This is a genomic window from Citrobacter sp. FDAARGOS_156, from assembly GCF_001559235.2.
Classification (GTDB): Bacteria; Pseudomonadota; Gammaproteobacteria; order Enterobacterales; family Enterobacteriaceae; genus Citrobacter; species Citrobacter youngae.
Genome location: NZ_CP014030.2, coordinates 1,854,434 through 1,877,056, shown reverse-complemented (window position 1 = coordinate 1,877,056; position 22,623 = coordinate 1,854,434). Strand labels below are relative to the sequence as shown.

General features: G+C 51.9%; 21 protein-coding genes. 14 read left to right on the top strand and 7 right to left on the bottom strand.

From position 1 onward, the window contains the following. Positions 1-21 precede the first annotated feature (21 nt). Positions 22-942, top strand: coding sequence for a L,D-transpeptidase (gene ldtB / locus AL515_RS09115; RefSeq protein WP_003035268.1), 921 nt, complete (start codon positions 22-24; stop codon positions 940-942). A gap of 94 nt (positions 943-1,036) precedes the next feature. Here the strand turns inward: ldtB and AL515_RS09110 are convergent, their stop codons facing one another. After that, on the bottom strand, positions 1,037-2,146 hold the full coding sequence (locus AL515_RS09110) for an anion transporter (RefSeq protein ID WP_105242159.1): 1,110 nt from the start codon (positions 2,144-2,146) through the stop codon (positions 1,037-1,039). After that, the gene (gene mntR, locus AL515_RS09105) at positions 2,143-2,616 is read right to left on the bottom strand and encodes a manganese-binding transcriptional regulator MntR (protein WP_061067590.1); all 474 of its coding nucleotides are present in this window, start codon (positions 2,614-2,616) and stop codon (positions 2,143-2,145) included. Before mntR ends, AL515_RS09110 begins: the two co-directional genes overlap by 4 nt. Positions 2,617-2,802: 186 nt before the next feature. Here mntR and mntS point away from each other — a divergent pair, with 186 nt between their 5' ends. Together mntS and AL515_RS09095 are read left to right on the top strand one after the other, a co-directional pair. Beyond that, the gene (mntS, locus tag AL515_RS09100; protein WP_061067589.1) at positions 2,803-2,931 is read left to right on the top strand and encodes a manganase accumulation protein MntS; all 129 of its coding nucleotides are present in this window, start codon (positions 2,803-2,805) and stop codon (positions 2,929-2,931) included. Between the two features lie 275 nt (positions 2,932-3,206). Further along, on the top strand, positions 3,207-4,793 hold the full coding sequence (locus tag AL515_RS09095) for a phosphoethanolamine transferase (protein WP_061067588.1): 1,587 nt from the start codon (positions 3,207-3,209) through the stop codon (positions 4,791-4,793). Positions 4,794-4,858: 65 nt separating this feature from the next. Here AL515_RS09095 and ompX read toward each other — a convergent pair whose 3' ends face one another. Further along, complete coding sequence (ompX, locus tag AL515_RS09090; protein ID WP_048212190.1) at positions 4,859-5,374, bottom strand: outer membrane protein OmpX; 516 nt, start codon at positions 5,372-5,374, stop codon at positions 4,859-4,861. Between the two features lie 411 nt (positions 5,375-5,785). On the opposite strand from ompX, the gene rhtA reads away from it, so the two are divergent. From rhtA to ybiO, 6 genes are all read left to right on the top strand, one after another. Beyond that, entirely contained in the window at positions 5,786-6,673 is an 888-nt protein-coding gene (gene rhtA / locus AL515_RS09085; protein ID WP_048212191.1) for a threonine/homoserine exporter RhtA, read from the top strand. Between the two features lie 303 nt (positions 6,674-6,976). Then, positions 6,977-7,480: a DNA starvation/stationary phase protection protein Dps gene (gene dps, locus AL515_RS09080; RefSeq protein ID WP_005123679.1), complete on the top strand. Its 504-nt coding sequence runs from the start codon at positions 6,977-6,979 to the stop codon at positions 7,478-7,480. 364 nt (positions 7,481-7,844) lie between these two features. Then, positions 7,845-8,591 carry a glutamine ABC transporter substrate-binding protein GlnH gene (gene glnH / locus AL515_RS09075; RefSeq protein ID WP_061067587.1) on the top strand — a complete coding sequence of 249 codons (747 nt, stop codon included), beginning with the start codon at positions 7,845-7,847 and terminating at the stop codon, positions 8,589-8,591. A gap of 133 nt (positions 8,592-8,724) precedes the next feature. After that, complete coding sequence (gene glnP / locus AL515_RS09070) at positions 8,725-9,384, top strand: glutamine ABC transporter permease GlnP (protein ID WP_005123684.1); 660 nt, start codon at positions 8,725-8,727, stop codon at positions 9,382-9,384. Beyond that, positions 9,381-10,103, top strand: coding sequence for a glutamine ABC transporter ATP-binding protein GlnQ (glnQ, locus tag AL515_RS09065; protein ID WP_042309588.1), 723 nt, complete (start codon positions 9,381-9,383; stop codon positions 10,101-10,103). Before glnP ends, glnQ begins: the two co-directional genes overlap by 4 nt. Before the next feature lie 118 nt (positions 10,104-10,221). Then, positions 10,222-12,459 (top strand): mechanosensitive channel protein, encoded by a 2,238-nt coding sequence (ybiO, locus tag AL515_RS09060; protein ID WP_061067586.1) that lies wholly within the window; start codon positions 10,222-10,224, stop codon positions 12,457-12,459. Here ybiO and rlmF read toward each other — a convergent pair. After that, on the bottom strand, positions 12,456-13,382 hold the full coding sequence (gene rlmF, locus AL515_RS09055) for a 23S rRNA (adenine(1618)-N(6))-methyltransferase RlmF (RefSeq protein WP_061067585.1): 927 nt from the start codon (positions 13,380-13,382) through the stop codon (positions 12,456-12,458). The two genes, ybiO and rlmF, sit on opposite strands and share 4 nt — an antisense overlap. Positions 13,383-13,582: 200 nt before the next feature. On the opposite strand from rlmF, the gene mcbA reads away from it, so the two are divergent. The 5 genes from mcbA (at position 13,583) to ybiJ (ending at position 18,045) form a co-directional block, all read left to right on the top strand. Next, positions 13,583-13,843 carry a DUF1471 family periplasmic protein McbA gene (gene mcbA, locus AL515_RS09050; RefSeq protein ID WP_061067584.1) on the top strand — a complete coding sequence of 87 codons (261 nt, stop codon included), beginning with the start codon at positions 13,583-13,585 and terminating at the stop codon, positions 13,841-13,843. Positions 13,844-14,134: 291 nt separating this feature from the next. Further along, the gene (locus AL515_RS09045) at positions 14,135-16,420 is read left to right on the top strand and encodes a catecholate siderophore receptor Fiu (RefSeq protein ID WP_061067583.1); all 2,286 of its coding nucleotides are present in this window, start codon (positions 14,135-14,137) and stop codon (positions 16,418-16,420) included. A gap of 43 nt (positions 16,421-16,463) precedes the next feature. Continuing rightward, complete coding sequence (ybiX, locus tag AL515_RS09040) at positions 16,464-17,141, top strand: PKHD-type hydroxylase YbiX (protein WP_061067582.1); 678 nt, start codon at positions 16,464-16,466, stop codon at positions 17,139-17,141. A gap of 75 nt (positions 17,142-17,216) precedes the next feature. Next, positions 17,217-17,483 carry a DksA/TraR family C4-type zinc finger protein gene (locus AL515_RS09035; RefSeq protein ID WP_048212198.1) on the top strand — a complete coding sequence of 89 codons (267 nt, stop codon included), beginning with the start codon at positions 17,217-17,219 and terminating at the stop codon, positions 17,481-17,483. A 301-nt stretch (positions 17,484-17,784) separates the two neighbouring features. Next, positions 17,785-18,045 carry a DUF1471 family protein YbiJ gene (ybiJ, locus tag AL515_RS09030; protein ID WP_048212199.1) on the top strand — a complete coding sequence of 87 codons (261 nt, stop codon included), beginning with the start codon at positions 17,785-17,787 and terminating at the stop codon, positions 18,043-18,045. 96 nt (positions 18,046-18,141) lie between these two features. On the opposite strand, the gene AL515_RS09025 is transcribed toward ybiJ, so the two are convergent. From AL515_RS09025 to dinG, 3 genes are all read right to left on the bottom strand, one after another. Next, complete coding sequence (locus tag AL515_RS09025) at positions 18,142-19,227, bottom strand: malate/lactate/ureidoglycolate dehydrogenase (protein ID WP_061067581.1); 1,086 nt, start codon at positions 19,225-19,227, stop codon at positions 18,142-18,144. Between the two features lie 171 nt (positions 19,228-19,398). Then, positions 19,399-20,367 (bottom strand): DNA-binding protein YbiB, encoded by a 969-nt coding sequence (ybiB, locus tag AL515_RS09020; RefSeq protein ID WP_061067580.1) that lies wholly within the window; start codon positions 20,365-20,367, stop codon positions 19,399-19,401. Between the two features lie 29 nt (positions 20,368-20,396). Next, complete coding sequence (gene dinG / locus AL515_RS09015) at positions 20,397-22,547, bottom strand: ATP-dependent DNA helicase DinG (RefSeq protein WP_061067579.1); 2,151 nt, start codon at positions 22,545-22,547, stop codon at positions 20,397-20,399. Positions 22,548-22,623 lie beyond the last annotated feature (76 nt).

Below are 22,623 nucleotides of genomic sequence, written 5' to 3'. Positions count from 1 at the left end.
CTGAATCTCGCATACATGAACATGAATATGAAATTAACAACGCTTTTCGCGGCGGCACTCGCAATAGTTGGTTTTTGTAACACCGCTTCTGCCGTCACGTACCCGCTGCCTACCGATGGCAGCCGTTTGATTGGCCAGAACCAGGTCATCACGATTCCTGAAGGCAACACCCAACCGCTGGAATATTTTGCGGCGGAGTATCAGATGGGTCTGTCTAACATGCTGGAAGCTAACCCGGGCGTGGATACCTTCCTGCCGAAAGGCGGCACAGTGCTGAACATTCCTCAGCAGTTGATCCTGCCGGATACCGTGCATGAAGGTATTGTGATTAACAGCGCCGAAATGCGTCTGTACTACTACCCGAAAGGTACTAACACCGTCATCGTTCTGCCTATCGGTATCGGCCAGTTAGGTAAAGACACCCCTATCAACTGGACCACCAAAGTTGAACGTAAGAAAGCGGGTCCAACCTGGACGCCAACCGCGAAAATGCATGCGGAATACCGCGCTGCGGGCGAACCGCTGCCAGCAGTTGTTCCGGCAGGTCCGGATAACCCGATGGGTCTGTACGCGCTGTATATCGGTCGCCTGTACGCCATCCACGGCACCAATGCTAACTTCGGCGTCGGCTTACGCGTCAGCCACGGCTGCGTGCGTCTGCGTAACGATGACATCAAGTTCCTGTTTGAAAATGTGCCGGTCGGTACTCGCGTCCAGTTTATCGATGAGCCGGTAAAAGCCACTACCGAACCAGACGGCAGCCGTTACATCGAGGTACATAACCCGCTGTCTACGACTGAAGCACAGTTTGAAGGCGGGGAAATCGTACCAATTACGCTGAATAAGAGCATTACCAGCATCACCGGTCAGTCTGACGTCGATCAGGCCGTCGTTGAGCAGGCGGTACAGAACCGTTCTGGTATGCCGGTTCGTCTGAACTAATCGGCTATACATGCCCGATGGCGCTACGCTTATCGGGCCTACCAGCACTGTAGGCCGGATTAGGCGCCAGCCGCCATCCGGCACACCACATCAATTACATCATCAACAGCAAGCCATATCCCACCAGCGCCGCCCATATCAGCATCGGCACCGAATACAGATGAAAACGCCACCAGATGCGTCGGTCATTTGCCATGCGTAAAGCAATCAGATTCGCCAGCGACCCCGGCAACAGGCCAAACCCTCCGATATTAACTGCCCAGGCCAACAATAGCGTCGGCGGAACATAGTTGAGCAACAAAATCGTGCTGGGAACGTTACTGATAAACTGCGACAAGCCGATTGCCGTCAACCACAGCCCCGGTGCTGAAAGCGTGCCAATCTGACTGGTTATTCCGTGTAACACCGGCAACTGCGTCAGCAAATGCACATCAATAAACATCGCCATAAACACTAACAGCAACGTCCAGTCAACGCTGAGGATCACACGGCGAGCCAGCACCATGAACCCCGCGGCGACGATCGCCAGGCCCCACAGCTCTTGTTTTAACTCCAGTGCCGCCAGGAAGATGATATACAACGCCAGACAGCTCCACACCAGACGCGGTTGCCAGTCAGGTGCGGACGTACCGGTGTGATAATGCAATGCTTTATTCGGGAAACTGAACCAGCACAGCACCACCAGCGTCAGCATCATGGCCCCCGCAAGCGGCGCCATTTGCCAGGTAAATGCGGCAAATGACAAGCCAGACCGCCCCCACATCAGAATGTTTTGCGGGTTACCTATTGGCGTGAGCAACGATCCGGCGTTAACCGCCAGCGCTTCAAAGATAATCAGGCGATTCACCGGAATAGCGCACAATTTTTTCAGGGTGATCGTCAGCGGAACAACAATAAACAGCGCCACATCATTGGTCAGAAACGTCGACAGCAGCGCCGCCGCCAGCACCATAAATATCGCCAACTGGCGTTCTGTGTTGAAGCGGCGAGTCATCTTGCGCCCTAACACATCAAAATAGCCGCTGAGCTCCACGCCTTTGGTCAGTAACATCAGGCCGCTAAGCGTAATAATCGTGTGCCAGTCAATAGCCCCCGGCCACAGCCGGGGCGCAAATGGCGTGAAAAGGCTCAGTGCAACCCCAACAATGATTAACAGTTGGAAAAAGCGATCGCGCTGTAAGGCGCGTAGCAAAGGGAAACTCATTCAGAGTCTGTTCCTTGCTGTTGCGTAAACCGGCTAAAAGCCTCCAGTGTTTCCTTACTGACGTGATGCTCCATTCCTTCCGCATCGCGACGGGCAATTTCCGGGCTGATACCTAACATCAACAGGAAATTCTCCACAATCTGATGACGCTCCCGACTCTCCTGAGCTAATCGCTCACCTTCTGCGGTTAAAAACACGCCCCGCCAGGGGATCATTTCAATCAACCCAACGGAGGCAAGGCGTTTAAGCATTTTGGCAACCGTCGGCTGGGAAACCCCAAGCCGCGCGGCCATATCTACCTGGCGTGCTTCACCCACCTCGATAATGAGATCGGAAATCAGCTCTACGTAGTCATCAATCAGCTCACGGCGATGCGCCTCCCGGACCTGACGAAATCCTTCAACGTGTTCTTCGACATTCACCAATTGCGTCACTTTTTTTGTTGTTGGCATACCTGCGCGACGACTCATTCTGCTTCCTCGTTACTGTGACGCGTTAACGGCATCTGATTAGAGAACGCTCATTGTAAACCAGAGTTGCGTGGGCACAAAAAATTAACGTTTTAGCAATAGCTATATAATATAGCCTGTGCTATATCTGTATATAATAAAGACATCCCTCAAGGACTGATGGGATCGTGAAGTCAGGAGGTTTATATGAATGAATTTAAGAGGTGTATACGCGTGTTTAGCCACTCTCCCTTTAAAGTACGGTTGATGCTGATCTCTATGCTGTGTGACATGATTAACGGCAAACCAGAGCAGGATAAATCCTCAGCAAAATAATGCGGCGTCGCGGTACGCCGCTTCATTTCTTTGCCGTAACCTGATTACGGTGATAGGTTTCGTCCGAATAACCCTTCTTTTTGTCTGTTTTGCAGTTGCCCTCTCAAAACAATTTCTTTGTAGTAGTTGACCTTCTCTTGCACACACTCTATCTTTTCGCAGCCCTGCATATATTGCGGCTCGCGGATGCGGACCCATTCCCTCTTCTCGCTCTCTCAGGCAGGCATGACCCTTTGCGCCAGGGGTAGCACATGGCGTTTTTGTAACAGTGGCATATGAATTTAACCCTCAAAGATTCAATCATTGCTCGCAGCCGGGCGATTAGTCCGTGGACTGGCTTTTACTTTTTACAGTCTTTGCTGATCAACCTCGCGCTGGGCTACCCACTAAGCCTTCTTTATAGCGTTGCCTTTACCTGTGTATTGATGCTGTTGTGGCGTACTGCGCCGCGCGCGCAAAAAGCACTGATTGGCGTCTGTTCGTTGATTGCGGCAATGTATTTTCCGTTTGGCCAGGCTTACGGCTCGCCAAACTTTAATACGTTGTTAGCGCTGCACTCGACCAACATGGAAGAGTCAACCGAAATCCTGACCATCTTCCCCTGGTACAACTACCTGGTTGGCGTGTTTATTTTTGCGCTCGGCGTTATCGCCGTACGGCGTAAAAAAGACGAGCAGAAACGTCGCTGGAACAAGTACGACAGCCTGTGCTTGCTGTTCAGCATCGTTGCATTCTTTGTTACTCCGGTACAAAACCTGGCATGGGGCGGCGTTTTCAAGTTAAAAGATACCGGTTACCCGGTTTTCCGCTTTGCCAAGGACGTTATCGTCAATAACAACGAAGTGCTTGATGAGCAAGAGCGTATGGCGAAGCTGTCGAGCGTCAAAGACAGCTGGACAGTCACCGCCGTGAAGCCGAAGTATCACACCTATGTTGTGGTGATCGGTGAAAGCGCCCGTCGTGATGCGTTAGGCGCGTTTGGCGGTCACTGGGATAACACGCCGTTTTCCAGCACCGTTAATGGCTACATTTTTGCTGATTACATTGCCGCCAGTGGTTCTACGCAAAAATCGCTCGGCTTAACGCTAAATCGGGTCGTCGATAATAAGCCTCAGTTCCAGGATAACTTTGTCACGCTGGCCAACCGCGCTGGGTTCCAGACGTGGTGGTTTTCCAATCAGGGGCAGATCGGTGAATACGATACGGCAATCGCCAGCATTGCGAAGCGAGCAGATGAAGTTCAGTTCCTGAAAAACGGTGATTTCGAAGCGGACAAAAACACCCGTGACGAAGCGCTGTTGAAAATGACCGCCCAGGTGCTGGCCACCGAACGCACCCAGCCGCAACTGATTGTGCTGCATTTAATGGGTTCTCACCCGCAGGCCTGCGACCGTACACAAGGAAAATATGAGACTTTCGTCCAGTCCAAGGAGACCTCCTGTTACCTGTACACCATGACGCAGACGGATGACCTACTGCGCCAGCTTTACGAGCAGTTGCGTAACAGCGGCAGTAGCTTCTCGATGGTCTATTTCTCCGATCATGGCCTCGCCTTTAAAGAGCGCGGAAAAGAGGTGCAGTACCTGGCGCATGACGACCAGTTCCAACAGAACTTCCAGGTGCCCTTTATGGTACTGTCCAGCGATGATAAAGCGCATCGGGTGATTAAGGCCCGTCGATCCGCCAATGATTTCCTGAGTTTTTTCTCACAGTGGACGGGGATCAGCGCGAAGGAAATTATCAACAGCTACCGCTTTATCTCTGAGAAAAAAGCCGGGCCAGTGTATATCACCAACTTTAAATTGCAGAAGGTGGACTACAACCATTTGGGCACTGATATCTTCGAGACCAAATCTCGTTAACAGCTCATAATTGCAGGCAAAAAAAATCCGCCCCTGGAGGCGGATTTTTTATATCACCGAAGTGATTAGAAGCGGTAACCAACACCCGCGATCCAGGTACCTACGTCAACGCTACGAATACGGCTCTGCTCGTAAGAGAAGTCCAGAGCAACGTTTTCGATCGGGTTGAACTGCACACCGGCACCGTAAGAGAAACCGTAGTCGCTGGTGTCGTGTTTGTCAGCAGGCGTTGCTGCATCCTGGAATTTACCGTAGCCAACACCTACAACACCGTAGACGCTTGCCCAGTCATTCAGACGGTAAGCCGGACCTGCAGTGATGCCGTAGTATTGGGTTTTGTTGTAATCGCCAAACGAGTCGGTACGATCTTTTTCAGTGTAAGTGAAGGAACCGATCACGCCCAGCGGGCTGTTGTCCTGCTCGTAACGATACTTCAGGTTGAAACCGTTCATTTTGTTCGCTGCGCCCTGAGCATCGCTCTGAGCGTAACCACCAGTAACGGTAGAAGTAGCAGCTACAGCGGTACCTGCGGAGAAAGCCAGAACAGCGGCCAGTGCTGAAAGACATGCAATTTTTTTCATAACCACCTCAAATGTGCTTCAAGTAAATCTTAAGTTTTAAATATACCAAAAACTGATGGGAAACTCTTTGCGATTCGCGATGTCTAACGAAGCTTTTCATGTAACAGAACGTTTCATAAACCCGCTATCTCTTTCAATTAACATCACTTTTCTAATGATTTATGCCATTATTGCGCGCACAACACGACACATTCATCCAGATGATTCCTAATCGCGCAGATTATTAATCCATCGTTTTCATGCCATTGTACGGATCTCAGTAATTTTTTTTTCAACGAATACTCAACCAGCCGAGCGTATTTCCATTACACTCGCTGTTTTACTTTTCTATACACATACTCACGCGCATCGCAGCAAATCTGCGGCGTCCCGCGGGGCAAGGTGTGTAACCATCATTTGACAGGAGAAAGGATGCCGGGGTCGTCACGTAAAGCGCCAGTCTGGTTGCCTATTTTGGTTTTGCTGATAGCTATGTCCTCGATTCAAAGCGGCGCATCGCTGGCGAAATCGCTGTTCCCTCTCGTCGGTGCGCCAGGCGTTACCGCCCTGCGCCTCGCACTGGGAACGCTCATCCTTATCGCATTCTTTAAACCCTGGCGTTTACGTTTTGCCAAAGAGCAACGTCTTCCCCTGCTGTTTTATGGTTTGTCTCTGGGTGGGATGAACTATCTCTTTTACCTGTCAATTCAGACTGTACCGCTGGGTATTGCCGTAGCGCTGGAATTTACCGGGCCGCTCGCGGTAGCGTTGTTTTCCTCCCGCCGCCCGGTGGATTTTATCTGGGTTGCGCTGGCCGTGCTCGGACTGTGGTTCCTGCTACCGTTAGGTCAGGATGTTTCTCACGTTGATTTAACCGGTGCCGCGCTGGCATTAGGTGCTGGCGCCTGTTGGGCTATCTATATTCTTACCGGGCAACGCGCAGGCGAAGAGCATGGCCCGGCAACGGTCGCAGTTGGCTCATTAATCGCAGCGCTGGTTTTCGTGCCGATTGGCGTCATTCAGGCAGGCGATGCGCTGTGGCACTGGTCTATTCTCCCGTTGGGCTTAGCGGTAGCAGTCCTCTCTACTGCGCTCCCCTATTCGCTGGAAATGATCGCATTAACGCGACTGCCTACACGTACCTTTGGGACACTGATGAGCATGGAGCCTGCACTGGCTGCAGTGTCTGGAATGATTTTCCTCGGGGAAACGCTGACGTTTATCCAGACGCTGGCTCTGGGAGCGATTATTGCTGCGTCCATGGGCTCTACGCTCACCATCCGTAAGGACCCGCAAATTAAGCAAATTGACGTGAATTAACCTGCCAATATTCTGCATGGTTTGCATAATCATGCAGAATATCTTGTTATCTATCCCCACTATTATTATCGCCCTCTACCTCCCCGTTGAAGCACGCTATTTATGCTGAGGCATAGCATTAACACAATAATAACAATACGCTGTACTAAAATAACTTATTAAATTGATTTATATCGATATTTTATATTTTCATTCGCCTCGCTATTAAAGTGATAGGCAACACCAGAAAAATAAAACTGAAATTAGCGCTATACTTATCCTCGTTGAAGATTTGGGACGTAAACATCAAGAGGATATGAGATTATGAGTACTGCAAAACTGGTAAAAACAAAAGCATCAGCCCTCCTTTATACCCGTAACGATGTAACCGACAGCGATAAAAAAGCGACCGTTGAACTGCTGAATCAGCAGGTGATCCAATTCATTGACCTGTCATTGATCACCAAACAGGCACACTGGAATATGCGCGGCGCAAACTTCATTGCCGTACATGAAATGCTGGATGGTTTCCGGACAGCACTGACCGATCACCTCGATACCATGGCTGAGCGTGCCGTACAGTTAGGCGGTGTGGCACTGGGGACAACGCAGGTTATTAACAGCAAAACGCCACTGAAAAGCTACCCGCTGGATATCCATAACGTACAGGACCACTTAAAAGAGCTGGCCGAACGTTATGCCGTGGTTGCTAACAGCGTACGTAAAGCGATAAGTGAAGCAAAAGATGAGGATACAGCAGATATCTTCACTGCGGCCTCCCGTGACCTCGACAAATTCTTGTGGTTTATCGAAGCGAACATCGAATAACAGACATATAAGAAATACCTATATTACCCTCGCATTTGCGGGGGTTTTGCACTTCTATGGTGCACAACATTGATCATTCGTCACTCCAAAGTAAATTATTTGTAATAATCACCTCACACAATCGTTAACGAAAGATTGTTTTATCAACAATTTTTACGCTAAATAGTCATACCGTTTGCACCGCGTCCGTCATGCACCAAATGAGTGCCCTGAAACGGTGCAAACAGCCCGCTTTGCCCTACTTATTGTGCAACAAAATGAGACGCCCTCTTGTTAAAACAATGAGTTGCAAAATTGGCACGATTCTTTCATTAAGCCATATGTTCTCGCAGGGGATCGCCCCGTGGATATAAAAGGAAATCCTATGAAGTCTGTATTAAAAGTTTCACTGGCTGCACTTACCCTGGCTTTTGCGGTGTCCTCCCATGCCGCAGATAAGAAACTGGTTGTCGCAACCGACACCGCCTTTGTTCCCTTTGAATTCAAACAGGGTGACAAATACGTTGGTTTTGATGTGGATCTGTGGGCTGCCGTCGCCAAAGAACTAAAGCTGGATTATGAACTGAAACCAATGGATTTCAGCGGCATCATCCCGGCTCTGCAAACCAAAAACGTCGATTTGGCGCTGGCAGGTATCACTATTACCGAAGAGCGTAAAAAAGCCATCGACTTCTCTGACGGCTACTACAAAAGCGGCCTGTTAGTGATGGTGAAAGCGAATAACAACGACGTGAAAAGCGTGAAAGATCTCGATGGTAAAGTTGTCGCAGTGAAGAGCGGCACCGGTTCCGTTGATTACGCGAAAGCTAACATCAAAACTAAAGACCTGCGTCAGTTCCCGAACATCGATAACGCGTATATGGAACTGGGTACCAACCGCGCAGACGCCGTACTGCACGATACACCAAACATTCTGTATTTCATCAAGACTGCGGGCAACGGTCAGTTCAAAGCTGTAGGTGATTCCCTGGAAGCCCAGCAGTACGGTATCGCCTTCCCGAAAGGCAGCGATGAACTGCGTGAGAAAGTGAACGGCGCGCTGAAAACGCTGAAAGAGAACGGTACTTACAACGAAATCTACAAAAAATGGTTCGGTACTGAACCTAAATAATAATCTACAGCACAGGCCCGGTAGCGTGATGCTTGCCGGGTCTACGCCAGCATTTTTGAGACCTGTAGGCCGGATAAGTACATCCGGTAAAACGGGCAATTGACTCTTTTCACCACGGTAACAGGAACGACATATGCAGTTTGACTGGAGTGCCATCTGGCCCGCCATCCCGCTTTTGATAGAAGGCGCCAAAATGACCCTGTGGATTTCAATCCTCGGTCTGGCTGGCGGTCTGATTATCGGGCTTGCAGCAGGTTTTGCGCGTACTTTCGGCGGTTGGATAGCCAACCACGTAGCGCTGGTGTTTATCGAAGTCATCCGCGGTACGCCAATCGTTGTACAGGTGATGTTTATCTACTTCGCCCTGCCAATGGCGTTTAACGATTTGCGTATTGACCCCTTCAGCGCCGCTGTTGTCACCATCATGATTAACTCCGGCGCCTATATCGCGGAAATCACGCGTGGCGCGGTACTCTCAATCCACAAAGGATTCAGCGAGGCTGGCCTGGCGCTTGGACTTTCACGCACGGAGACCATCCGCCACGTAATTTTACCTCTTGCGCTGCGTCGTATGCTGCCACCGCTGGGCAACCAGTGGATCATCAGCATCAAAGATACCTCGCTGTTTATCGTCATTGGCGTCGCTGAACTGACCCGTCAGGGCCAGGAAATCATTGCCGGTAACTTCCGCGCACTGGAAATCTGGAGCGCCGTTGCGGTGTTCTATCTGATCATAACGCTGGTGCTGAGCTTCATTCTGCGTCGTCTGGAAAGAAGGATGAAAATCCTGTGATTGAATTTAAAAACGTTTCTAAGCACTTTGGTCCAACCCAGGTGCTACACAACATCGATCTGAATATTAAACAAGGTGAAGTCGTGGTGATTATCGGGCCATCTGGCTCCGGTAAATCTACCCTGCTGCGCTGCATTAACAAGCTGGAAGAAATTACCTCCGGTGACCTGATTGTTGACGGCCTGAAAGTGAACGATCCGAAGGTAGACGAGCGGTTAATCCGCCAGGAAGCCGGGATGGTGTTTCAGCAGTTCTACCTGTTCCCGCATCTGACGGCGCTGGAAAACGTCATGTTTGGGCCGCAGCGCGTACGCGGGGCAAATAAAGAACAGGCCGAGAAACTGGCGAAAGAGCTGCTGGCGAAAGTGGGTCTGGCAGAGCGCGCCCATCACTACCCTTCTGAGCTGTCCGGCGGTCAACAACAGCGTGTGGCTATCGCCCGTGCGCTGGCGGTGAAACCGAAAATGATGCTGTTTGATGAGCCAACCTCAGCACTCGACCCGGAACTGCGCCACGAAGTTCTGAAAGTTATGCAGGACCTGGCGGAAGAAGGAATGACCATGGTGATTGTGACCCACGAAATCGGTTTTGCCGAAAAAGTGGCTTCACGCCTGATTTTCATCGATAAGGGACGTATTGCCGAGGACGGCAATCCGCAGGCCCTGATTGAAAATCCGCCCAGCCAACGCTTACAGGAATTCTTGCAGCACGTTTCCTGATAGCCCTGCCTCCCTTCGCCCGAAGGGAGGTTTTTCACCAGAATCCTCTCATTTCAATTCTCTCCCGCCCTGACATCTATACTTATCCTTTTGCATTTATTTTCTCATGGGAGGAGTCATGCGCGGGATCCTGTTCATTTTTGTTTGTCTGTTGAGTCTTCCGACCCAGGCGGTGACGATTCCTGGCGTCACCACGCCAACGTCAACCAACGCGCAAACCACACCGGCGAAAGAGCCGGATATTGAACAGAAAAAGGCGGCTTACGGCGCCCTGGCCGATGTGCTGGAAAATGACGCCTCGCGTCAGGAGCTGATCGGCCAGTTACGCAAAGTGGCCACTGCCCCTCCTGCCGAGCCGGTGCCGACCATTGTCCCGCCCACGTTAACGGAAGAAAAAACGGTACTGGAAAACGTCACGGATGTCACCCGCCACTACGGTGAAGCCCTCTCCAGCCGCTTTGCCCAGCTTTATCGCAATATTACCGATGCCCCGCATAAGATCTTTAACCCGCAAACATTCACCAATGCCCTGACGCATTTTTTAATGCTGGCGGTGTCAGTGTTCGGTTTTTTCTGGCTGGTTCGCCTGTGCGCGCTGCCGCTGTATCGCAAAATGGGACAATGGGCACGACGCAAAAACCGTGAGCGCAGCAACTGGCTCCAGCTTCCGGCGATGATCGTTGGCGCATTCGTTATCGATTTGCTTCTACTGGCGCTCACCTTGTTTGTCGGGCAGATACTGAGCGACAAAATGAACGCCGGCAGTCGCACCATCGCCTTTCAGCAAAGCCTGTTTCTCAATGCCTTCGCCCTGATTGAATTCTTCAAGGCCATTTTGCGCCTGATATTTTGCCCGGAGGTGGCCGAGCTGCGCCCGTTTAACATTCAGGATGCAGGCGCACGCTACTGGAATCGCCGTTTGAGTTCATTGAGCAGCCTGATTGGCTACGGGCTTATCGTTGCCGTACCCATTATTTCGAATCAGGTTAATGTGCAGGTCGGCGCGATGGCAAATGTCATCATCATGCTGTGCATCACGCTGTGGGCGCTGTACCTGATTTTCAGAAACAAGAATGAGATTACCCAGCACTTACAGAATCTTGCCGCACGCTCTTTAGCTTTCTTTAGCCTGTTTATCCGTGCTTTTGCGCTGGTATGGCATTGGCTGGCCAGCGCCTACTTCATTGTGCTGTTTTTCTTCTCGCTGTTTGATCCAGGCAACAGCCTGAAATTCATGATGGGCGCCACGCTGCGCAGCCTGGTGATCATCGGGATAGCCGCCTTTGTATCCGGCATGTTATCCCGCTGGATTGCCAAAACCATTACCCTGTCGCCGCACACGCAGCGCAGCTATCCGGAATTACAAAAGCGGCTAAATGGCTGGCTGTCAACGGCGTTAAGCGTGGCCAGGATCCTGACAGTGTGCGTCGCGGTCATGCTGCTACTCAACGCCTGGGGACTGTTCGACTTCTGGAACTGGCTGCATTACGGCGCAGGAGAAAAAACGGTGGATATTCTGATCCGTATCGCGCTGATTTTATTCTTCTCCGCCATCGGCTGGACGATCCTCGCCAGCCTGATTGAAAATCGTCTGGCTTCCGATATTCATGGTCGCCCGTTACCCAGCGCGCGTACTCGCACCCTGCTGACGCTGTTTCGCAACGCACTGGCGGTGATCATCAGCACGATCACTATCATGATTGTGCTGTCCGAAATTGGCGTCAATATCGCCCCTTTACTGGCTGGTGCCGGGGCGCTGGGGCTGGCTATCTCTTTCGGCTCACAAACACTGGTAAAAGATATTATTACCGGGATTTTTATTCAGTTCGAAAATGGCATGAACACCGGCGATCTGGTGACCATCGGTCCACTCACCGGTACGGTAGAACGGATGTCCATCCGCTCAGTGGGCGTGCGTCAGGACACCGGGGCGTACCATATCATCCCGTGGTCATCGATAACGACCTTCGCCAATTTTGTGCGTGGCATTGGATCGGTCGTCGCCAATTACGATGTAGACCGCCATGAGGATGCGGATAAAGCGAATCAGGCATTGAAAGACGCGGTTGCTGCGGTGATGGAAAAAGAAGATATCCGCGGGCTTATCATTGGCGAGCCGTCGTTTGCCGGGATTGTGGGGTTAACCAATACGGCCTTCACGCTGCGGGTTTCGTTTACCACCTTGCCGCTGAAGCAGTGGACGGTACGTTTTGCGCTCGACAGCCAGGTGAAAAAATACTTCGATCTGGCCAACGTACGCGCGCCGGTACAGACCTATCAGGTCTTGCCTGCACCGGTGCATGGCCCAACCCCTGCGGCAAGCGAACCGCTGCCGCCAGCCGAGCCCACGCTTTAGCGTTGACGCGCCATAAAACGACGACGCTGATCGTTATCCATAAAGGTCCAGGCAATAAAGCGACTCTGCTTTTGCCCCTGGGCCATCTCTTTTTTAACCACTTTCACCGCGCCCGCATCCGTTAATGCGTGGTACAGCGGAGGCAAATTCTCGCCGCGCGAAACCAGCGTGGTGAACCACATTACCTGGCGACCAAAGGCCTGGCTTTCGGCGATCATTTTTTTGATGAACGCCACTTCACCGCCTTCACACCACAGCTCCTGCTGCTGTCCGCCAAAGTTCAGCGCATCATCTTTGTCCTGGCCCAGATTGCGGCGTTTGCGCTCGCTTCCTGCGCGGGCTGAGGCCGCAGAATCATGGAATGGCGGGTTACACAATGTGGCTTCATACTGCTCATTTTTGTGAATGATACCGTTGAAGATTGCCGAAGCATCTTTCTGACGACGCAGACGAATAGCACGGGTTAACCCCGGATTGCCGTTTATGATCGCCTGAGCGCTGTTAAACGCTTCGCTACTGGTTTCACTGCCGGTAAATCGCCAGCCGTATTCATGCACGCCGATCAGTGGATAAATGCAGTTCGCCCCTACCCCAACATCCAGCACGCTGGCATTTGCAGGGATGGTTCCGGTGGTTTCACCCAACAGGTCGGCCAGATGGTGAATGTAGTCCGCACGACCCGGAACCGGTGGGCAAAGAAAACCTTCCGGGATATCCCAGTTTGCCACCGCATAATAATGCGCCAGCAGTGCTTTATTGAGCGCCTTCACTGCCTGCGGATTTGCGAAATCAACACTCTGCTCGCCGCCGGGCGTGAGGGTGAGAAATTGCGTCAGCTCGGGGGTAACCTGGCATAACGTCGCAAGATCATAACGGCCATTGTGGCGGTTGCGTGGATGTAATCCCGGTTTCTGGGGGGGCATAGCATTCTCCTTTTAACAGCGGCGTAAGATACCCGCATAACGCCACGGGGTAAACATACACAGCAGGGAAATTTCATTTTTTATACGAATTGCATCGTTCAAAAAACAGCCTGTTGTTGGTCGATTTTTTGCGGCAAATGCCCTGCAATGACGACCTAAACTTATCAGGCACGATCTGTTGTTTCTCAGAGGATATCATCATGAAGAAATGCCTCACATTCCTTGCCGCTACCATACTTACCGGCATGACATTTGCGACTTTTGCTGCCCAGCCCAATGTCAGTCCTGCCAACGGTCCACTACAAGCCTCCGGTACGATTTCCGTGAGCGGAGCATCAAGTCTGGATGACCTCGAAGGTAAGCTGGCAGAAAAAGCCAAAGAGCAAGGCGCGAAAGGTTTTGTGGTTAATTCCGCTGGCGGTAAAAATCAGATGTACGGTACAGCAACTATTTATAAGTAACTCTCCCTCAGCTCAACTGCATTCGCCCTGAATGCAGTTTGCTGTCCTTTCTTTCTGAAATCCCCTGCATGAACTGTAACCGCCATGTTGGAATTTTGAATTCAATGTAAATAAATGTATTTATTTTTGAAGTAATGAATGCTAAAACGTCACACTTATTGATAATGCTTATCAAAATTATTATCAATTACGCATTTCATTCAGGCGAGGCCTGCAGGGTATAACGTCCACAGAGATGTCCCTTCGTTTGAGTGAAACCTTCTACTCAAAAATAATAAGTCATTCATTAACATGGATAAAAATCGCAACTTGCCGTCCAGTAGTTTTCATTCACTGACTTTTTTTGCCGGTCTGTGCATTGGCCTGTCTCCGGCAGCCCAGGCTGTAGCCGCAGGCGATCAGGATAAAAAACAAGAAGATACGTTGGTCGTTGAAGCGGCCAAACCTTCGCTGTACGCCCCAACACAGTCTGCCGACCCTAAATTCTCCCGCCCGGTGGCGGATACCACTCGCACCATGACGGTCATTTCTGAGCAGGTTATTAAGGATCAGGGAGCAACCAATCTTACTGATGCGTTGAAAAACGTGCCGGGTGTTGGCGCATTTTTTGCGGGTGAAAATGGTAACTCCACCACCGGCGATGCGGTGTATATGCGAGGTGCTGACACCTCAAACAGCATTTATATCGACGGTATTCGTGATATTGGTAGCGTCACGCGTGACACCTTCAATACGGAACAGGTTGAAGTGATTAAAGGCCCTTCCGGTACCGACTATGGTCGCAGTGCCCCCACTGGCTCCATCAATATGATCAGCAAGCAGCCGCGCACCGATTCAGGTATTGATGCCTCAGCCAGCGTCGGTAGCGCCTGGTTTCGCCGGGGAACGCTGGATATCAATCAGGTCATCGGTGACACCACCGCAGTACGCTTAAACCTGATGGGTGAAAAAACGCATGATGCCGGTCGCGACAACGTGCAGAATGAACGTTACGGCGTGGCCCCCTCTCTCGCTTTTGGCTTAGGTACCGAGAACCGACTGTATCTGAACTATCTACACGTTACTCAACACAACACACCGGATGGAGGCATTCCCACCATCGGCCTGCCGGGTTACTCCGCGCCTTCCGCGGGTACTTCTGCACTGAATCATTCAGGAAAAGTGGATACGCATAATTTCTACGGTACAAACTCGGATTACGACGATTCGACGACCGATACTGCGACGATGCGTTTTGAACATGATCTGAGCGACAGCACCACGATTCGCAACACCACCCGCTGGTCGCGTATTAAGCAGGATTATCTGATGACGGCGGTAATGGGCGGTGCGTCAAACATCACCCAACCCACAAGCAGCGTTGACACCTGGAACTGGTCGCGTGTCGCGAATACCAAAGATGTCAGCAACAAAATCCTCACCAACCAGACCAACCTGACCTCAAAGTTTTACACGGGATCCATCGGTCATGACATCAGCACCGGTGTGGAGCTGACGCGCGAAACGCAAACCAACTATGGCGTAGTCCCGATCACTCCGCCGCCGGTCAATATTTACTCACCGAACAGCAACGTGAACATTGGTGGATTATCCCGTAATGGCGCCAACGCCAACGGCCAGACCGATACCTTCGGTATTTACGCCTTCGATACTCTGCAAATTACGCGTGATATTGAACTGAACGGTGGTATTCGTCTGGATAATTATCGTACCGAGTATGACAGCGCCACCGCGTGCGGTGCTTCTGGCCGTGGTGCAGTTGCATGTCCGACAGGCGTCGCCAAAGGTTCTCCGGTTACGACCGTGGATACTGCCAAATCAGGCAATCTGGTGAACTGGAAAGCGGGCGCGCTGTATCACCTGACCGATAACGGCAATGTCTACATTAACTATGCCGTTTCTCAGCAACCGCCGGGCGGCAGTAACTTTGCCCTTGCACAGGGCGGAAGCGGTAACAGCGCCAACCGGACCGATTTTAAACCGCAGAAAGCGAAAACCAGCGAGATCGGCACCAAATGGGAGGTGCTGGATAAGCGCCTGCTGTTAACCGCCGCGATTTTCCGTACGGATATTGAAAATGAAGTAGAGCAGAACGACGACGGAACATATTCCCAGTACGGGGAGAAACGCGTTGAAGGCTACGAACTCTCTGTAGCTGGCAACATCACTCCCGCATGGCAGGTTATTGGGGGATACACCCAGCAACGCGCCACGATCCACAGCGGCAAAAACGTTGCTCAGGATGGTTCTTCTTCCCTGCCCTATACGCCGGAACATGCCTTCACGCTGTGGAGCCAGTATCAGGCTACCGATGATATTTCCGTTGGCGCGGGCGCACGTTACGTGGGTAGTATGCATCGCGGCTCGGACGGCGCCGTGGGTACGCCATCTTATACTGAAGGCTACTGGGTTGCGGATGCCAAGTTAGGCTATCGCGTAAACCGCAATCTCGATTTCCAGCTGAACGTCTATAACCTGTTCGACACCGATTATGTATCCTCCATTAACAAGAGTGGATACCGTTACCATCCGGGCGAGCCAAGAACCTTCCTGCTCACCGCCAATATGCATTTCTGATCCATCTCGTGGGGCGTAAGCCCCACTTTCAGGAGAAACACTGATGATGTACCACATTCCCGGCGTTCTGTCGGCGCAGGATGTCGCCTGGTTTCGCGAACAACTGGACGCTGCCGACTGGGTTGATGGCCGCGCAACCACCGGCACTCAGGGCGCGCAGGTAAAAAACAACCAGCAGGTGGATACGCAAAGTGAGCGTTACGGCATTTTGCAACAGGCGGTACAAACCGCGGTGAATAACAGCCCGCTTTTCTTCGCCGCAGCATTACCGAAAACGCTCTCCACACCGCTGTTTAATCGCTACCAGAACAACGAAACCTACGGTTTTCACGTTGATGGCGCGGTGCGTAGTCACCCGGAAAACGGCTGGATGCGCACAGACCTTTCCGCCACCTTATTCCTCAGTAATCCCGACGATTATGCGGGAGGAGAGCTGCTGGTCAATGACACCTACGGCCAGCATGCGGTGAAACTTCCTGCTGGCGATCTGGTACTTTACCCTTCCAGCAGCCTACATTGCGTCACGCCAGTAACCCATGGCGTTCGTGTGGCATCCTTTATGTGGGTACAATCAATGATCCGTGATGACAAAAATCGCGCCATGCTGTTTGAACTGGATAAAAACATTCAGTCCCTGAAGACACGTCATGGGGAAAGTAGCGAGATCCTGTCATTACTCAATCTCTACCATAACCTGCTGCGCGAATGGTCTGAAATCTGATACCGCTGATGCGTGGTCGTTTTTCGCCCATCACATTCGCTATACTTATTCTGTAGACATCAACAGGAGGTACATATGGCATCCGGATGGGCAAATGACGACGCTGTTAACGAACAGATCAACAATACGATTGAAGATGCTGTTGCCCGCGCCCGCGGTGAGTTACCGACGGGGGAAAGTCTGCATGAATGTGAAGAATGTGGCAATCCTATCCCGCAGGCGCGCCGTGAAGCGGTACCCGGCGTGCGTTTGTGCATCTCCTGCCAGCAGGATAAAGATTCACATAACTCTGCATTTTCAGGATATAATCGCAGAGGTTCGAAAGACAGCCAGCTACGTTGACTCATCTTTACCAAAAGTTTCAGCGCATACGATTTCCTTTACGAGCACGCTTTTTCACTCGCGGTGTAGCAAAATGTGCCGTTGTCACTTTCTCTGTAAAGCGCTATGACAAGAACTGTAAATCCCTCTTCTGAATTTATTAATATTCAATAAGTTATTTGTCATTCAATTTTTTTGATTGATGTCGTCAATTCTATTCGATTTTCTCTCACCGAAAAAAACGTGATACTTCTCACATCGACAGAACAACGTCTGCTGAACAGAACATCGACTAACCGAATAAACCTGCGAGAGAAAAATCATGAAAAACATTAAATTTGCTGTTGCTGCTATCGCCCTGTCTACCCTGTCATTTGGTGTTTTCGCTGCTGAGCCGGTTACCTCCACTCAGGCGCAAAGCATGAATAAAATGGGTGTGGTATCTGCTGATGGCGCCACCACGCTGGACGGCCTGGAAGCAAAACTGGCTGAAAAAGCAGCTGCTGCTGGTGCAAGTGGTTACAGCATCACCTCCGCTGTCGGCAACGACAAAATGAGCGGCACCGCGGTTATCTACAAATAACCAACAGAATTCCTGTACGACCCAATGCTCCAACCCTCATTGACCCTGTTTGTTACCCTTTGTTTGCCCGTCCGCCACTGGACGGGCTTTTTTTATCTAACGTTCAAGCCGTTGGCGAAACGCCTGCAATACCGCATCCGGCATACCGATTTGCTGTGCCGCCTCACATATCGCTTGCCAACTTCCGGCATCAAGCGGGATACCCTGCGCCAGCCGCTCTTCACGGGTATTCACTTCCCACTCACCCGGTAACAGGATAGGCGTATCCTCAGCATGCGGCGACGCTTTGACCCATTCAGCAAATGCCGAAACCTGATTGTCACAGTCCGGGGCACCGAATAGTGTTGGGTTAATGATGATCGTGGTCATGCAGTTAATAATGGCGTCTGCGCTGTTCTGCAAACTGGCTTCGTGGGTCGTTTTACCGCCAGAAAGCGCACCGCCCATGATTTCACACATTGCCGCCAGCGCGTAGCCTTTATGCTGGGCAAAGGTGAGCAGCGAGCCCAATGGCGATTCCTGCATAACGGCAGGATCGGTAGTAGGAGCCCCCTGAGCATCAATCAGACAGCCCGGCGCAACCGGCTCACCTTTGTGCCACGCCACGCGCGTTTTGCCAAAAGCGATGGCGCTGGTCGCATAGTCCAGCAGCAACGGGAAATCATTTTTACGTGGAAACACAACGCAGAAAGGGTTGGTGCCAAAACGGCTATCACGACCATGGAACGGGGCAACCATCGGGATCCCCACCACATTCACAAAGTGTATAGAGACAAAGCCCGCCGCCGCACACTGCTCCGCCCAGTAGCCAATGCGCCCAATGTGGTGAGAATTATGCAGTGCTACCGCAGCAATTCCATACTGCTGTGCTTTCTCAATCCCCAGCGCGATAGCTTCATGCGCGGCTACCTGACCAAATGCGCAATCCCCATCCAGCGTAACCACTGCGCCCGCATCTTTGACCACTTTGGCATGACGATTGATCTGCAGATGTCCCTGCGAGAATGAGCGAATGTAGCTTGGGATCATCCCGATACCGTGTGAATCATGCCCGGCGAGATTTGAGGCTATCAGATGATCGGCCACCAACTGCGCCTCCTGCTCGTCACTCCCCATCTGTCGGAAAACGGCCTGAATAAACGCATGTAGCGTTGGCGCGTGAAAGCGATGTCCACTGTCCATTGTTATCTCCTGTTGTGTTGCGTGTTTGTTGTGTTTCTTATTTTTCAACAAACTATGCTGCGCTACGGTCGCCAGGAGGTCAATAATCGTGCAGAAATTTCACGTTGCAGAGGGTGCAGGACAGGAACGACTGACGGGCCAGATGACAGGCCCGTCGGGATGAAGAAAGGGTCAGAAGCTTTGATCGACGCGAGCAAGCCCGTCTGCCAGCGTGGCGGATTCTCCGGTGGCCACCAGACAGCAGGCCATCTGAATTTTCAATGAGGCCGGTATCGGCTCGCTTCCGGCCAGACAGCGTTCTATCCAGCGGGCAGTGGTTTCCGGATCTTTTGCTACCGGCAGTGGGACTGGCTCGTCAGGCATCTCACTCTGGCGGTCCTGTAGCACGCGCACTCCCGTCGGGTCTATCAGGCTTATCTGCGGACAGCGCTGCGGGTTGGCGTACACCTCGCCTTCGGTACCGTGCATCAGCAGACCACGGCCGCCGATGTCGCCAAAAAATTTCGCCACTCGCGAGACATATTCAGGATGAGAAACACTGGCAAGACGCAGCGCGGCATCTTCTGCAAACGGCGTGGCCAACTTCGCCAGCGTATGTGCACTGTTGCGCACCCCCATTCTCCAGCGCATCGCCAGTTGCTTATCCAGAGGCGGACACAGCGCGCGCACCGGAACAAATACCGGTTCATGACCATCCAGTTTTGCCTGTGCCTGGCCGGCATGCAGCGTGGGCATGATCCCCATCAGCTCAAAAATAGTTTCTGTCAGCACGCGGGTAGGATCCTCGCTGACGCCGTGCACCACCACCGGGAAGCCCAGCTTATGCAATAAGATAGCCAGCAGCGGCGTCAGATTGGCCTGCTTGCGCGCGCCATTGTAGCTGGGAATGACAATGGGCATGGGTTTGGCAACCGGCGGCGTCAGGCGAATGGTGTGGTTTTGCATCGCTTCGTAAAAGCCCAGCATTTCCGCTTCGCCTTCGCCTTTAATGCGCAACGCAATCAGCACGCCGCCCATTTCAAGATCCGGTACATCGCCATTCAGCATATGGGTATACAGTCCGCGAGCAGTATCCTGGTCCAGGTCACGCGCGTGATTTTTACCTCGCCCAATCTCTTTGATGATTTTGCGGTAATCCATCGATAACTCCTTTCCTGTTGCTCGCATCGTTAACGCCGACGGCGGCGCGTGGGTTTCGTTTTTTCTTTTGGTTTTACTATAACGTCTGGCACAGCAGGCTGCTCTATCGGAAAAATGGGTAACGCATTCAGTAAACGCTTGCCATAGTTTTTGGTCAACAACCGCTTATCGTAGATCACAACTTCACCCCAGCAGCCATGGCTACGAATGAGTCGCCCCACCTGCTGGATCAAATTGAACGACGCTGCTGGTAAGCTTTGCACCTCAAAAGGGTAGCGGTTCAGGCTTTTCAGCCACTCGCCCTCAGTGACCACTACCGGACTATCGATGGGCGGAAACGCGATTTTGTGAATATGTACCTGGGTCAGCAATTCGCCTTTCAAATCCAGACCTTCGGCAAAAGATTGCAGTCCAACCAGTACACTGCGTTCACCGTTTTCCACCCGCTTTCGGTGTAACTCCACCAGACGATAGCGCGGCTGGTCACCCTGTACCAGCAGCAGCAAGCGCAGATCGGTAACGTGCTCAAGAAAACGCTGCATCGCCCGTCCGCTGGCAAAAAGCACCAACATGCCCTGATGCTTTTTACTTTCCAGTTGCTCGCGGAAATAGGCGGCCATTTCCGCGATATGCTGCTCTTCGTTATCAATTAACGGTTCGTAGCGCATCTGCGGAATGACGATTTTGCCCTGTTCAACGTGGTTAAACGGTGAGTCCAGTGCAACAAAGCGATCTCCCGCTTTTTCTTTCAGACCGCTCATCTCCTGCAGACGCGAGAAGCTATTGAGAGAACGCAGCGTGGCAGAGGTGACAATAATATGCGGTACGCTACGCCACAGCAGTCTTTCGAGCTGATCGCTCACGCGGATCCCCACGCAGTGAAACCAGACGTGGATCTGCCCGTCACGCACCTCGCGCGTCGCCCATTTACTCACCGGCGCGCCTGACGACTGTGCGAGCGATGCCAGCCGCCACAGTTTGCTTTGCGCCTCGAACATGCCCAGCGCCCGGTTCATCTGCAAAATAACCCGATGCAGACGCACAATATCGTGGGTACCGGTTTTTTCACTGAGATCGTTGAGGAACAGTTCTGCCAGGCCGCGCAGCATTTCCGTCAGTTTCGCCAGCCGCTGGCAGATCTCCATCACTTCACCAGGCAGTTCTCCCATTGCAAAGCGGTGTTCCGCTTCCTGGGTAGCGGGCATATAGAAATTGAGGATGTTATTAAGTGAAGCAATCAGTTCATACAGCTCTTCACAGTGACCGTTCAACCGCTCGGCATTCGCCAGCGGCGGCGTGGTTTTCGGGCGGAACTGCTCCATGCAGGTCGCCACTAATTTGCAGAACAGATCCAACTGAAGTCGATACCATGGGGCGCTGATTTCTGCACTCATCTCCAGCGCATCGCGGGCGACGTCCGGCAAATGGTGACCTTCATCAAGGACCAGCAACAGGTTTTTCGGCTCCGGCAAAACGGCTTCGCTTTCCATTGCCGCCATCACCAGCGCATGATTAGCCACCACCACTTCGGCTTCCTGAATCTCGCGGCGGGCGACAAAAAAAGGGCATTCACGATAGTAGTGACAGTTGCGATTCAGACAGCTGGCTTTATCGGTGCTCAGACGCTGCCAGAGTCCGTCGTCAATGGCGATATCGGTGTGATCGCGCAGTCCGTCCCATTTATAGCTGTCGAGATCGCCTTTCAACCTGGCGCAGCGCTTTTGTTCTTCCTGATTATTTGGCGTCAGGTCATCGTCGAGAAAGGCCAGCAGATCCTGTTGATTGGGTTCGGTACTGGCCAGCGCGGCCAAATTGCGCGGGCAGACATAACGACCACGACCAAAAGCAGCGGTAAAACGCAGATCGGGGATGATTTTACGCAGCAACGGCAGGTCTTTGCTGTAGATCTGATCCTGCAACGCAACGTTAGCGGTACTGACCACCAGCGTTTTCTGTTCTTCACGCGCAATGGCAATACCGGGAATCAGATACGACAGGGTTTTCCCCACTCCGGTCGGCGCTTCAATCGCCAGATGCCGTCCTTCTTCACCTGCCAGCGTTTTCGCGACGTCAGCAATCATCTGCCGCTGCGGCGCACGGGGGATAAAATCGGGGATCTGTTCCTGAAGCGCCTTATACCAGGCGGCGATTTGCGCTTTTAACGCAGCCGTAAGTGCCATGAGAAAACCTGAAATACTGTATAAACAGCCACTATTGTGGCACTTTCTGGGACGTGTCGCAAAAAGAAAAGCCCGA